This is a genomic window from Undibacterium sp. Dicai25W, assembly GCF_049340505.1.
GTDB lineage: Bacteria > Pseudomonadota > Gammaproteobacteria > Burkholderiales > Burkholderiaceae_D > Undibacterium > Undibacterium jejuense.
This window is the reverse complement of record NZ_JBMPOQ010000008.1, coordinates 169,795-182,672: the sequence shown is the minus strand read 5'-3', so window position 1 is coordinate 182,672 and position 12,878 is coordinate 169,795. Positions and strand designations below refer to the sequence as shown.

The window sequence follows — 12,878 nt, the reverse complement described above, 5'->3', positions numbered from 1 at the left end:
AAAAAGACATCTGAAAATGATAACCAAGTCGACGTGTGACACGGACAAAAATTACGTCAAATTTTCTCCTTAAAAATAATTCGTTTCGCGCTTTTTTAATATTAAAAATAAATTCGCCGGACGATAAAAATTTCTCAATTATTACCAATATTTTTATAAAAATTACCTCTATCAAGCGATGCTTTATCAAAAAAATCGCGTTCAATTTCAATTTAAATATTCGCCCTATTAATTAAAGAAATGATTTTTCATTGTTTTACAAAAACATTTCTATTTTGATTTCTTTCTGCACCAAAGGGCAATTTTCATCTCTTTTTCAACCTCTATAATCTTTATCACCGGCAATAATTTTCGCGAGAAAAAAAGAAATTTTATTTTTAATTTTTTCTAAAAAAAATCAAACTAATAGTCGTTTTTTATCTCAGAAAAATATTGTTTTACCGAATAACTTATTTTTTTCCCGAAAAAAAAGAATCAAAATTCAAAGCGAAAAAGACGAATAATAATGGATAGAAATGGAGTTTATTTCTCCATATTTATATGAAAAGATTGGAGAAATAATGTCGTTGAAACCAGCATTTAATTTCCGCTTAGAAGGGGTTAGTTCGCGCGAAGTTGCGTTGTTAACATCCTATGTCCGCGTGTTAAGTTATAAGTTAGAGCATCAATGGCGCCATCAAGATAACGATCCTCATCTCGTCATTTATGGCTATGACGAAAGTAATGTTGAAAAAGATCATGACAAATTTCATGGTTCATACCAGCTGTTTATCTCCTCGATTAACAAAGGAGAAAAATACTTACGATTACCTTTAAATTCGTCAGATATCGAATATTCGTTGAATCGCATTGGGAAATTATTGGAACCTGTTTCAGAAGAAAAATCGACATCCGCAATTGATCCTAATCAGCGCTATCGATTGCGACGCTGGCCCCAAAGTCACTTGCTTACTACCCCAGATCGCGTTCGTCTTACCACGCTGATGACTAAACGAGCTTTTTCAGTCAATGAACTTCACAAGTATTCTGGATTAGCCGTAAACCAATGTCGATTATTTGTCGAAGACATGTTGGGAAATGACTTGTTAGTTGTCTCAAATATTGAAGTAAAAAAACAGCAAAATTCGCATCAATCATCAGCAGAAATTCAACAAGCCACAACCCGTCCAAATTTGATTTCTTTGATACGTAGCAATCTTTCGCGCTTCGCGACAAATGGTGGTCAATGATAGAACACAAAATATTATTTAGTGGCACAACTGGTGCTGGCAAAACGACGGCAATTAGCAGAGTGAGCGAAGTGGCGACGCTTACCACAGAAGTCAGAAATACGGATTTGTCCATCAGTAAAAACACTACCACTGTCGGCCTCGATTACGGTGAACTCACACTTGATAACGGAGACAAGCTGCGTTTATACGGAACACCAGGGCAAAAGCGATTTGATTTTATGTGGGAAATTCTGTCACACGGCGCGCTAGGCTTAATTATTTTGATCGATAACCGATCCAGTGATCCCTTAGCAGATTTGGACATGTATTTAAACGGCTTTGAGAGGCTGATTGATGAGGAAGCTTGCGTGGTTGCTGTGGGTCGAATGGAGACCCACCCAGAACCAGGCATAGAAAGCTTCATTGCGCATCTTGATGCGCGCGGCGTCCTATGTCCGGTTGTACCTGTCGATGTGAGAGAGACCTCGCAAGTTGTCGAATTGTTGGAGTTATTAATGCTTCAGTTAGAAGCCACGCAGGAGACTACTTAGTATGCAGAATCAGCAAAAAATAAGAGCAGAGGCGCAAGCAGCAATTGACTTAATTGTCAGAGACGTTAAGAGCGCAAAAGCAGTTGTTATATCGAGCGAAGATGGCTTCGAAGTTGCTGCTTATGTAGAAAATACAACGCAGGTTACCCGTATGTCGGCAATGGCAAGTTCACTTTCAGCACTCGGTGCTTTAGCCGGAGAAGAAAGTCGTTTGGGCGAGTGCCGCAACATCATCATTGAGGCTGATGCCGGAATTTTGATCATTATTCAAGTAAGAAGAGCAGAAGAAACTTTAATCATGAGCGTGATTACGGGCACTGATGCCGTTGTAGGACAAATACTCTATGTTGCGAAGCAAGCAGCGCGTATGTTGCAAACGTCAACGTAAAAATCAAAAGCAATTTAAATATAGTAGTGATGCACAAAATAAATCGCTATTAAATTTAAATGCAGATGTATGCATGGACAATCCGTAAATATTTTTTGAAATTCCTCGTAAATTGCAAGTGACGTTTAGACGCCGCGTCATTTGTTAAGGTTGTTTGGCGCCAATTTTTGGGAGTTTAGAATGGCAAGTATTTCACAATCGGTACAAGAGTTAGTAAGCAACATTGACGGAGCAATGTGTTCCGCGTTGGTCGATTCAAGCAGTGGCATGATATTAGGCCAGGCAGGTTCTGGGGTCGATCTGGAAATTGCGGCAGCTGGTAATACAGAAGTCGTGCGTGCAAAGCTCAAAACTATGCGTGGCTTGGGATTGACTGACGTCATTGAGGACATCTTGATTACTCTGGGCAAACACTACCATATTATTCGCCCATTATCTAAACATGAAGGTTTGTTTTTATACGTCGTGTTGGATAAGCCGAAATCAAATCTTGCGCTTGCACGCCGTAAGATCGCTGACGTAGAAGCACTGATGTCGGTATAAATTTTTCGCTCGTTTCACTGAAAGCAATGGGGATAAAAGAGGTGACATTGATACCTCTTTTATCACGATAGCTGGGATTCTCTTGCTGACTTTATGTTGAGTAAAATGGATTCTAAAGACGCAAATCACGTGGCACTGATGATGAACTTACTTGACTTCATATACCTGCTCCCTGCTGCATTTCTTTTAGCCGTTACGCTAGATCATTTTCTTGGTCTATCGGATACAGTAGTCTATTCAAATAGTAATGTTAATTTCAGTAAAAAAACCCTATCATCAACACACTTCAACATCACTGCCAATATGATGAAAAAGGAGCGTGGATTTTACAAATAAAATACCCCAAAACTAGAGTCTGCCTTGGGGTATTTTCAGATTGATTTTAGCTGTCGAATATAATATTTAGTATCAAATTTAATATCTGGAGATGAGCTGTTCTCAATAATTAAAGTCGTAAACAGGCATCTAAATCTAGTGCGGTATTTAGGGCAAGCAAATAAATCACATCAGGATTAAAGTCGTAAACTGGCTTTCAGATTGATGTTTTTATCGGATATTTCGTCAATTAAAGTCGTAAACTAGTTTTTGTCCTACTCCGCAAATAAGCACGAAACCAAATTAGAGTCGATGGTTAAAACTGTCTACAAAGTGATTCGAACAAATGAGAATTCTTGAGAATGAGTGATTTAAAAATGAACCCTAGCAAAAATTCACTAGGAGCCAGAATTATTTTCGCTCGATGCAGCACTGCACCGGGCTCTCAGCTTAACGCGTAAGGTAGTGGGATGCGGCTAGTAAACCGCTCTCTCTAGCGTTCATAGCAGAAAGCGTCAATGCATGCCATTCTGGAATCCCAAATACGACCGCCGAGATCATCGCTCGGACGGCTCGAGTTCCACCAGGGGCTGCATAGTAAAGGCCGAATAACATGAGACCAGTACGAATCGAGCGTTATATGATTCATCCTGATGCCTATGGCCTCAGACAATTTGCTTTTATTAGCTTTATCCACGCACACGAAATAATCGGGTCGTTTCAAGGCTAAGAGACGACTGGCCACACTTGCCGACGCTGGTCGGGTGACGGACACAGTCGTTTCGGACGAAGTTCTGCGGCTAAAAAACTCTGGCGGCACTACTAGCAAAATGACACCTCAGACAGAATTGAATTAAATAAAGTGCTGGCGCCAGATGAGTTAGATAGGCTTGACCTGTTCGATGAGATGCAACTTAGAGCCGTATTAGGCGTGTGTAAACGTTCGAAATCCATTTCCGATGCCGGGAGAAAATTGTATGCCGCCTCACGAAGTGCCAAAGAGAAGCCCAATGATTCCGACAGGCTGAAGAAATACTTAGCTAAGTTTGGACTTTCATGGAATACACTCTTTTTGGAATAAGGATCACATTGGATGATGCGATCCTTCGTTTCAGAATGTCACTGGCATAAACTCAACTAAGACTTTCGATTTCCCGTTCGAAATTAACAAGTGCTTGCTGGTTATAGAGATCATTGAAGTAGGCATCATGGAAGAGTTCCTCAGAGCCCGCTTTATGCTGGAAGTACATCATGACGGTTTTTCGATTCGTGCGGTAGGTTTCTTCTTCAATAGAGCGATATTCGTTTCTGACGTCGCGCGCATATTGGTCATAGACCTCGTTTGGCTGACCCAAGATCGCCAAGTCCACACCTATCATGATGTCTTTCAGTGGATGCGCAATTTCATTCTGTTGCAAATGATCCGTCGCGCGAATTAAATCAGCGACCTCTGCCGCATTATCGATATCGAGGCCTGATTCAAGCCACAGTCTTGCGCTAGCTTCTTCGTTTGAGATGCCTTGCTTCACGTCATCGTACACAACATCATGGAACCAAAACGCCTTTTTAATTGTGCTAATATCATTGCGATTCGCATTCGTCGTAGCGGCCCATGCCGCAATCTCAGTTAGTCCATGAACCAAATGATTGAGGTTATGGTAATGGCGCTGAGGAGATCCATATGCCGAGCCTCCCGCAAGGTGCTGGAACCATTTGTCTTCATTTGCACGTGCAGAAGTATCGACGTCAGACTGAATCCAAAGTGATCGCCATTCACGACCGAGCCAATCGACTATCCAGGCCTTGTATGCAGGCTCAGGTAAAAATTTCTCTACATTCCAATGCCAACCTACAGGGCCTTGCAATGCCCGAACAAAACTGGAACTGACAGAGCCAAGGTCACGTGGAGGCATGACGAAGATCGTTTTAGCACCCTGCAATACCTCAACGTTTGCTTGTTGAATGAGATTTTCATAGTCGAAGTCGGCAGTATTGCGAATACCCCTGATCAGGTAGTCAATACCCAATCGTTTTGCAGTTCTTGCGGTGTAATCGTTTTTCACGAGTACGACACTCACATTCGTCCAACCTTGTGCCATGACACTTTTTTCGACTATCGCTTTGCGTTCTGATGCAGAAAATTGCGGCTTCTTGAAAGGGTTTTCGGATATCATAACAACGACTTCGTCTGCTAAAGCACGCGCCTCTTGAATTACCCACATATGACCATTAGTGATGGGATCTAACGTGCCTGAAAATGCAATTTTCTTCATGATCTTATTTCCAAATATTAATGAACTTGTTATGTAACTTGGCGACCTGCAACTGTAGATCTCTACGTGAACATTCATTGCAAATAATCTGATCAGCACCAGTCAAATAGCTTTTTCTTGATGCCTGCATCGCGAAGATGCGCAGTATCTGATCATGGGTCCAACTAGGATTTCTTGCTCGAACTCGATCAACCCTGATGTCGTTTGATGCATCGACGCATACAACATAATCTGCATCGATACCACCGTCTACAATCAATGCAGATTCCCAGATAACGTAAGGCGCTGTCATGCTACTCGTCCAGTGTTGGACATGATTTAACACATACGGCTTCAAGATCGCTTTTAACTTCACATTGGCTATGCAATCTACTGCGAAGAGTGTGTGCAAACTTCCACGACTTAACTTTCCGTCTGGGCTTGCAACTTCCGGGAATGCCTCAATAATTTCAACTGTTGCTGGATGCTTCGGATTTTGATGAATTTCTCGAGCAACTAGATCTGCGTCAATGCACGGCACCTCTAAATCCTCAAACATTTTCCTCACCGTTGATTTGCCACTACCAATACCTCCGGTCAGTGCCACCACATGCGGCACAGTTCTTAAACAAGGTTTTTGTTCTACGCTCAACATTCTCTCAACCACTTTTTTCAATATTTTAAATTGGTTAATCACCCAATAAACTGGAGATTAGTGGGAAACCCAAAAGAATGCAAGTATAATTTGGTTAATCAACCAATTAAATGTTAATGCCATGTCCAGACCTCCCAATACTGAACAGCGTCGAACAGAGATAGTTAACGCGCTCCTCGCTTCTATGGCAGAGCATGGCTACGAAAAGGCAACGATTCAGGTCATCGCAAAGAAGGCAAATCTCAGCCCAGGGTTATTGCATTACCACTTCAAAACCAAAAATGAGATCCTTTTGGCTCTGGTTAAAACCTTAGCGGAACTGTCTCGTGCACGGTATTTCGAATTTTCGAAGAACGCATCATCCGCAGAGGATAAACTTCAAGCGTATATCAACGCACGACTAGGGAAAGGTGATGGTGCAAATCCAGCAGCGGTGGCTGCATGGGTAGTTATTGGCGCAGAAGCAGTACGTCAACCAGAAGTGAGATTGATTTACCAGGAATCTATCAAAGAAGAGTTAGCTCTAGCCCAAAGTCTTTTGACTGCATGTTTGAAAGACAAACGTAAAAGTTTAAAGAATGCTCCTCGATTGGCAGCCGCGTTGCTGGCATTCATGGAGGGTGCTTTTCAATTGGCTAGCGCAGCACCAGAGGCGATGCCTTCTGGCTACGCAGCGGAGACCGCTTACCAAATGGTACAGCGGTATGTCGACGGAGAGAAGATATTGGGTATCCGTAATTTATGATCAAAATACCGGAAAACTTTTGAATTCAGAATTTCAGCGGAACTATCGAAATCATCAATTCTCGCTACACGCAAATATTTGTCCTTAACGAGTATTTAGAAAATCCGTAACAGGCGGCATAATGCCTTGAGAAGAACGTCGAGATTTTCCAAACATGTCAATCAAAATATCGTTGTCATATTTGGAGTTGAATGATCGTGAGACCATTAAGGTCTGCAATTGCGAAAAGTTGGTTGATGGAATCGACGGCGATAACGGGCAAATTCTGGTCCGACATTAAAATGCTACTTGTCTGCGTTCCAGATTTGAACTGCTACCACTTATAAACTTCCTTCCCGGTCACAAGATTATTCAATCGAGGGTGGTCGTATAGAGCCAACAAGTGGTCGTTACCTAAAGCAAAAATAGTACCCAATTGACCAACAGAGCGAACAACTTTGGTTTCTCCGGATTTTTCCAAATCGACGATTCGTAGTTCGCCTTGCGTAATAGAGCCTTCGTCTGAATCGATATCACCCATGAGAGCTATAACCAAGCGACCATTCGGCAAGAAGGTTGAGCTACTCTCTTCTGCGTATGCTTGCAAGTTTAGTCCCGGCCCATCGAGATGAGTTGGATCACTTAGCGCAGCGAGAACATCATATGCGCTCACATCGTCGATGGGATGCCATAGCCCCCTTGCGCCTTTCCATACAGCAGCAAACTCGTTTTTCTGGCCAGAGAATGTCCCCAAAATGCGTGCTGGCGACTCGAAATACTAAATAAGGTTTCATTCGGGAGCGCAGTCAGCAGCGATGTCACTTCTGAACTGAATAATGGCATAGCTTGCCCCTCGCTCATCAATTGAGTCATTTTCCACGGATTTGCACCATTTCATCTTTGATGTTGGCGTCACACCAAAATACTCTACAGCGAGCTCACGATAAATCAAGAGCTTATTTCTACTCGGCTTCAGATGCAAAAATGCCCAAGCCCGATCATCCAGGTTTGGGCATTTTCTTAAAGGTTTTTAGTTTACGACTTTAATAACCAGTTTACGACTTTAATAGTCAGTTGACGACTTTTATTGTCGACAACACTAGTCAAAAATTCTCACTAATATCATTCAACTGTGACACTCTTCGCTAAATTTCGTGGCTTATCAACGTCGGTGCCACGTGCTAAAGCCGTGTGGTACGCGAGCAATTGCAGTGGAATTACATGCAATATCGCTGACAGTTGACCATAGTGTTCTGGCAGGCGAATTACGTGCACACCTTCACTCGAAGTGATGTGCGAATCAGCATCGGCAAAAACAAATAACTCGCCACCGCGCGCGCGTACTTCTTGCAAGTTGGATTTGAGTTTTTCGATCAATGTATCGTTTGGTGCAACGGTCACTACTGGCATTTCTTTTGTTACTAGTGCCAATGGACCGTGCTTCAATTCACCCGCTGGATAGGCTTCCGCGTGGATGTAGGAAATTTCTTTGAGCTTTAATGCGCCTTCGAGGGCGATTGGATAGTGCAGGCCACGGCCGAGGAATAAGGCGTTTTCTTTGTTCGCAAATTCTTCTGCCCAGGCGATAATTTGCGGCTCCAGCGCCAGAACTGCACTGATGGCGGCTGGCAAATGGCGCATCGCTTTGATGTGTGACGCTTCTTCTTCTTCAGACAAACGGCCTTTGCTTTGTGCCAGTGTCAGCGTCAACAAGAATAACGCAGCTAATTGTGTGGTGAATGCTTTGGTCGATGCGACACCAACTTCAACGCCAGCGCGGGTGATGTATGACAATGCGCATTCACGTACCATGGCACTGGTGGAGACGTTGCAGATGGTCAGTGTATGTTGCATGCCCATGCTGCGTGCATGCTTTAAAGCAGCCAAGGTGTCTGCGGTTTCACCGCTTTGAGAAATGGTCACCACCAAGCTGTTTGGATTAGGCACACTGTCACGGTAGCGGTATTCGCTCGCGATCTCGACATTGACTGGGATTTTAGCAATCGATTCCAACCAGTATTTAGCGGTCAAACCTGCGTAATAGCTGGTACCACAAGCAAGAATCAGCACTGAGTCGATTTGTTTGAAAATGCCATAGGCTTTATCACCAAACAATTCTGGCATGATGCCTGTCACACCTTCCAGCGTATCGCTGATAGCGCGTGGCTGTTCAAAAATTTCTTTTTGCATGTAGTGGCGGTATGGACCGAGTTCTGCAGCGCCGCTATGGGCATGGACGGTGCGTACTTCTCGATCAACAGATTTGCCATTGACATCAACTATCCAGACGCGTTGCAATTGCAGATCAACCACATCGCCTTCTTCAAGGTAAGTGATTTGGTCTGTCACTCCAGCTAATGCCATTGCATCAGATGCGAGGAAATTTTCACCTTTGCCAATACCAACAATCAATGGCGAACCATGACGCGCGCCAACGACGCGATGTGGTTCATCACGACAAAAAACGGCAATTGCATACGCACCTGTCAGACGTTTAACGGCTTGCTTGACTGTTTCAAATAAATCGCCTTGGTACAAATGATCAACTAAATGGGCGATGACTTCCGTGTCGGTCTGGCTTTCAAAAACATAGCCGAGTGCGCTCAGTTCTGCGCGCAGTTCTTCATGGTTTTCGATAATGCCGTTATGTACCAGTGCGATACGGTCACGGGAGAAATGCGGGTGAGCATTCGCAGATGATGGTACACCGTGGGTTGCCCAACGAGTATGGGCAATACCTGTAAAACCAGCAAGGCCAGTTTGTTCGATTTGCGCCTGCAGTTCTGCCACGCGTGAGGTACTGCGCGAACGTTGCAATTGTCCATCGACGTGCAAAGCCACGCCGCATGAATCATAGCCACGGTATTCAAGTCGCTTCAGACCTTCTACCAGAATAGGAGTGATGTTACGTTGGGCAACTGCTGCGACGATACCGCACATAATGACCTCAAAAATAAAATTGGAATGTCGCCATGCTAATAGAATTTATGTGAATATTTATTTCAAAATTCAGTTATTTTTGAAATAATTCATCGACATAAAAAAATGTGGGTGCTATATTTCATAAATTGTTATTATTTGAAATATTATTCCACTATGATAGCACTCGATGAATTAGATAAACGCATTTTGTTGCAACTACAACAAAATTCAGCATTGACTAATCATGAATTGGCGGCGCGCGTTCATGCTTCGCCGCCAACTTGCTTACGACGCGTGAAGCGCCTGACGGATGAAGGTGTCATCACCCGTCAGGTTGCTCTGTTAGCACCAGAGAAGCTGGGCTCAAGTCTTACTGCAATCGTCGAAATAACACTGGATCACCAGGCGACAGAAAAGCTGCTTGAGTTTGAACGGTTAGTAGCGAACGAAACCGCTGTGCAACAATGCTATCGCGTCTCACCAGGACCAGACTTCGTGTTGATTATTCAGGTCGCTGATATGCCTGCTTACCACTCTCTGGCGCACCGTTTATTTGCAACACAGAGCAATATCCGCAACGTGCGCAGTTTTTTTTCTATCGCCAGAAGTAAATTTGAAACGCGGGTAGAGTTATAGGACTTTTTATGAGAATCAAAGAGGACGTACGCCTTCGCGCAAAACTTCCTCTTTGTAATAGCGTTGGAAGCCTTTCCAAATCAAACCATTTCGTGCCGCGTTCTCAAACATCTCTTGTATAGCCGCGAGATCTTCTGGGTTTAATGATTTTCTGGAAAGGTAAACGCCACTTTCGCCCCAAGGCAACTCAGCCAGGGCCTCATAACGCAATTGATCAACAATATCTGCAACGCGCGAATCAGTCTGTGCAGTCCCAGCCAATATAGAAGGCGCCATCAAGGCATAATCAACTGTTCCCAATTTCAATAAACGAGCAACGGAAAGTGGGTCGACATCTAGTACTAGTCGTCCTTGCTTTTGTAAATCAATCAGTAAAGCCTGGTAACGTTCTCCATAATCGAAACCACGTACCACAGCAACTTTGGCTTTAGATTGATTCAGCAATTCCTGAAAATTTTTGACCGGTTGGCGATTAAATGCAGGCAGTGACATCAGCACGGCACGACTACGAATAAACGGAAAAAAGATGCCATGTTTATCGCGACGCGGAGTACGGGTCGAGGCAACCATAAAGTCAGCCTGACCATTTTCAAACATGAGCTCAAGGCGTGCGCGCGGCACTAAAGACATCACAAACTCACACCCTTCTTTTGCCGACAACGAGCGCAACAATTCAGGATAAATTCCACTGATAATGTCTCCCTGATCGATCACGCTAAACCCCGTCACTGCCATCGGAACATTAATAGGTCGAGAGCAATGGGCAAACGCTGATGAGCACAAACACACTGCCAACATTGCTGTAAGCAATCTCACCAGAAGCTTCGTTGGACAGAGATTTAACATATCAAGGCTCATAAGATACGTAACGCTCATAGTCTACCTGAAACGCCCATTTTTATAGCGAAAAGACTACCAAACTACAAAAAGTGTTGGGGAAAACGCAGAAGTGATGGTTAATAAGGACGAAGCCCAAGATTCAACACTTCAGGATCGTAGTAGTTTTGAAAATATTTCCAGACTAATGCTGAATTAGCGGTATTTTCAAACAATGCTTTCAAGTAATTTCTATCCTCATTATTTAACGACCTATGGGATAAATAGACGCCGCTTTCCATCCACGGAATTTCTGAAATCGTGTCGTAATGCAATTTACTGACCAAATCACTCACCCGGGGATCGTTTTTGATTTCTCCAAACAAAATGCAAGGCAGCATGAGCGCATATTGAGCAGCACCCGATTTCAAAGTGCGTGCTGCGGAAACTGGATCAGCCTCATATACCAGGCGGTTTTGCTTTTTAAGTTCCTGTAAAATTCGCACATACTCATCACCATAGTCGTAGCCACGAACTACCACGACGCGCATGGATTTTGCGTTTAATAGCTCTTGACTGTCTGAAATTGCCGGCCAATCGGAATGAATCGAAATCAAGGTTGCACGGCTATATACCAAGCGTACAAAAATTCCGCTGTCGTCACGTCTTGTTGTTCGGATGGCAGGAATCATCAGGTCAGTCTGACCATTTTTAAACATCAATTCCTGTCTCGCTCTTGGGACAACGGAAAAAACAAATTCACAACCGTCTTTACTCGATATCCGTTTTAACACATCAGGATAGACACCAACGAGAACTTGATCTTTAAGCGCGACTTGAAAACCGGATAAGGAAAAGGCAACGTTAACGGGACGCGAACACCGCGCAACAACATCCTGCGCAAACAAAATATTTAGTCCGAAGAATAAAAAAAAGAAGTGAAATCGGCGAAATAGCATCTTCAAGGCTCGTGGTTGTCAACATAGACACGCTATCAGAATAGACGAGGGATCAAGGTTCTACAAGAACCCCTCATTTGCTGATCGTTCTATGCAAACTACAATAAACCCCCATGGATCACGCCTGAGTAGTAAAAGTATGTGCGCTGACGAGAATCGACTGCTTTACCTCATTAGAAACAGAACTGACATTTTGTTACGATCATTCATACGTAATAAAGTGAAAATCAAATGTAGAATATTTGGCAGTATGCTGTTCTTCGTCGCTATACGCTGGTGTAAGAATATTCAACAGGAGTGAGACCAATGCTACATCGTGCCCATTTCGTCCGCATGGAGGACAGCACCCAGCAAGACTGGCAAATCATCGGTGGTGAATTCATGCAATTTACCAAAAAATTGCCCGACCGTATTATTAAACATTTGCAATTATTAGAAGGTGATTATGGCGGTTTTCCTATCGACCGCTATGCCCACTCTTTACAAACAGCAACTCGTGCATTGCGGGATGGCAAGAGTGAAGAATATGTTTGTTGCGCACTGCTACACGATATTGGCGATACCTTAGGCAGCTTCAATCATCCCGACATTGCCGCAGCGATTCTGAAACCCTTTGTCAGCGAGGAGCACCTGTGGATGGTGCAACATCACGGCATTTTTCAGGGGCATTATTTTTTCCATCACTTAGGAATGGATCGCGACATGCGAGAACAATTCCGCACGCATCCCCATTTTGAAAAAACAGCAGAATTCTGTGCACTCTACGACAACCCTTCCTTTGATCCACACGCAGAAACGTTTCCGATTATTGAATTCGAGCCGATGTTGAGACGCCTGTTTGCACAGCCTAAAAATACTATTTATCAGGCAGCTCTGACTGACAAAAATTAAATATCTCGTGATTTC

At 43.5% G+C, this 12,878-nt stretch carries 14 protein-coding genes; 7 read left to right on the top strand and 7 right to left on the bottom strand.

All coding sequences use genetic code 11. From position 1 onward, the window contains the following. The first annotated feature begins 560 nt into the window (after positions 1–560). From ACO0KY_RS11585 to ACO0KY_RS11570, 4 genes are all read left to right on the top strand, one after another. Entirely contained in the window at positions 561–1,229 is a 669-nt protein-coding gene (locus ACO0KY_RS11585; RefSeq protein ID WP_423046196.1) for a hypothetical protein, read from the top strand. Next, complete coding sequence (locus tag ACO0KY_RS11580) at positions 1,226–1,762, top strand: GTP-binding protein (RefSeq protein WP_423046194.1); 537 nt, start codon at positions 1,226–1,228, stop codon at positions 1,760–1,762. The genes ACO0KY_RS11585 and ACO0KY_RS11580 overlap by 4 nt, the downstream gene beginning before the upstream one ends. 1 nt (position 1,763) lies before the next feature. Then, positions 1,764–2,150, top strand: coding sequence for a roadblock/LC7 domain-containing protein (locus ACO0KY_RS11575; protein WP_423046192.1), 387 nt, complete (start codon positions 1,764–1,766; stop codon positions 2,148–2,150). Positions 2,151–2,330: 180 nt separating this feature from the next. Further along, positions 2,331–2,693, top strand: coding sequence for a hypothetical protein (locus ACO0KY_RS11570; RefSeq protein ID WP_423046190.1), 363 nt, complete (start codon positions 2,331–2,333; stop codon positions 2,691–2,693). 1,448 nt (positions 2,694–4,141) lie between these two features. Here the strand turns inward: ACO0KY_RS11570 and coaD are convergent. Both coaD and coaE read right to left on the bottom strand, forming a co-directional pair. Continuing rightward, entirely contained in the window at positions 4,142–5,281 is a 1,140-nt protein-coding gene (gene coaD / locus ACO0KY_RS11565) for a pantetheine-phosphate adenylyltransferase (protein WP_423046188.1), read from the bottom strand. Positions 5,282–5,285: 4 nt separating this feature from the next. Next, the gene (gene coaE, locus ACO0KY_RS11560; protein ID WP_423046202.1) at positions 5,286–5,927 is read right to left on the bottom strand and encodes a dephospho-CoA kinase; all 642 of its coding nucleotides are present in this window, start codon (positions 5,925–5,927) and stop codon (positions 5,286–5,288) included. Between the two features lie 109 nt (positions 5,928–6,036). Between coaE and ACO0KY_RS11555 the strand changes: the two genes are divergently transcribed. Beyond that, positions 6,037–6,660 (top strand): TetR/AcrR family transcriptional regulator, encoded by a 624-nt coding sequence (locus ACO0KY_RS11555; protein ID WP_186913412.1) that lies wholly within the window; start codon positions 6,037–6,039, stop codon positions 6,658–6,660. A 313-nt stretch (positions 6,661–6,973) separates the two neighbouring features. Here ACO0KY_RS11555 and ACO0KY_RS11550 read toward each other — a convergent pair whose 3' ends face one another. The 3 genes from ACO0KY_RS11550 to glmS form a co-directional block, all read right to left on the bottom strand. Next, complete coding sequence (locus ACO0KY_RS11550; protein ID WP_423046186.1) at positions 6,974–7,195, bottom strand: hypothetical protein; 222 nt, start codon at positions 7,193–7,195, stop codon at positions 6,974–6,976. Between the two features lie 113 nt (positions 7,196–7,308). Beyond that, the gene (locus ACO0KY_RS11545; RefSeq protein WP_186913410.1) at positions 7,309–7,482 is read right to left on the bottom strand and encodes a hypothetical protein; all 174 of its coding nucleotides are present in this window, start codon (positions 7,480–7,482) and stop codon (positions 7,309–7,311) included. Between the two features lie 279 nt (positions 7,483–7,761). Continuing rightward, positions 7,762–9,579: a glutamine--fructose-6-phosphate transaminase (isomerizing) gene (gene glmS / locus ACO0KY_RS11540; RefSeq protein WP_423046183.1), complete on the bottom strand. Its 1,818-nt coding sequence runs from the start codon at positions 9,577–9,579 to the stop codon at positions 7,762–7,764. 156 nt (positions 9,580–9,735) lie between these two features. Between glmS and ACO0KY_RS11535 the strand changes: the two genes are divergently transcribed. Next, positions 9,736–10,197 carry an Lrp/AsnC family transcriptional regulator gene (locus ACO0KY_RS11535; protein WP_423046181.1) on the top strand — a complete coding sequence of 154 codons (462 nt, stop codon included), beginning with the start codon at positions 9,736–9,738 and terminating at the stop codon, positions 10,195–10,197. 15 nt (positions 10,198–10,212) lie between these two features. Here the strand turns inward: ACO0KY_RS11535 and ACO0KY_RS11530 are convergent, their stop codons facing one another. Together ACO0KY_RS11530 and ACO0KY_RS11525 are read right to left on the bottom strand one after the other, a co-directional pair. Continuing rightward, a complete protein-coding gene (locus ACO0KY_RS11530) occupies positions 10,213–11,013 on the bottom strand; it encodes a substrate-binding periplasmic protein (RefSeq protein WP_423046179.1) in 801 nt (266 codons plus the stop codon). Positions 11,014–11,153: 140 nt separating this feature from the next. Then, positions 11,154–11,921 carry a substrate-binding periplasmic protein gene (locus ACO0KY_RS11525; RefSeq protein ID WP_423046177.1) on the bottom strand — a complete coding sequence of 256 codons (768 nt, stop codon included), beginning with the start codon at positions 11,919–11,921 and terminating at the stop codon, positions 11,154–11,156. Positions 11,922–12,278: 357 nt separating this feature from the next. On the opposite strand from ACO0KY_RS11525, the gene ACO0KY_RS11520 reads away from it, so the two are divergent. Then, positions 12,279–12,863 (top strand): HD domain-containing protein, encoded by a 585-nt coding sequence (locus ACO0KY_RS11520; RefSeq protein WP_186912287.1) that lies wholly within the window; start codon positions 12,279–12,281, stop codon positions 12,861–12,863. Positions 12,864–12,878 lie beyond the last annotated feature (15 nt).

What these genes read in the sequence shown, in the direction of transcription:
- ACO0KY_RS11555 (WP_186913412.1), top strand. Translation starts at nt 6,037, where the DNA reads ATGTCCAGACCTCCCAATACTGAACAGCGTCGAACAGAGATAGTTAAC.
- ACO0KY_RS11545 (WP_186913410.1), bottom strand. Translation starts at nt 7,482, where the DNA reads ATGCCATTATTCAGTTCAGAAGTGACATCGCTGCTGACTGCGCTCCCG.
- ACO0KY_RS11520 (WP_186912287.1), top strand. Translation starts at nt 12,279, where the DNA reads ATGCTACATCGTGCCCATTTCGTCCGCATGGAGGACAGCACCCAGCAA.
- ACO0KY_RS11580 (WP_423046194.1), top strand. Translation starts at nt 1,226, where the DNA reads ATGATAGAACACAAAATATTATTTAGTGGCACAACTGGTGCTGGCAAA.
- ACO0KY_RS11570 (WP_423046190.1), top strand. Translation starts at nt 2,331, where the DNA reads ATGGCAAGTATTTCACAATCGGTACAAGAGTTAGTAAGCAACATTGAC.
- ACO0KY_RS11535 (WP_423046181.1), top strand. Translation starts at nt 9,736, where the DNA reads ATGATAGCACTCGATGAATTAGATAAACGCATTTTGTTGCAACTACAA.
- glmS (WP_423046183.1), bottom strand. Translation starts at nt 9,579, where the DNA reads ATGTGCGGTATCGTCGCAGCAGTTGCCCAACGTAACATCACTCCTATT.
- ACO0KY_RS11575 (WP_423046192.1), top strand. Translation starts at nt 1,764, where the DNA reads ATGCAGAATCAGCAAAAAATAAGAGCAGAGGCGCAAGCAGCAATTGAC.
- coaD (WP_423046188.1), bottom strand. Translation starts at nt 5,281, where the DNA reads ATGAAGAAAATTGCATTTTCAGGCACGTTAGATCCCATCACTAATGGT.
- ACO0KY_RS11585 (WP_423046196.1), top strand. Translation starts at nt 561, where the DNA reads ATGTCGTTGAAACCAGCATTTAATTTCCGCTTAGAAGGGGTTAGTTCG.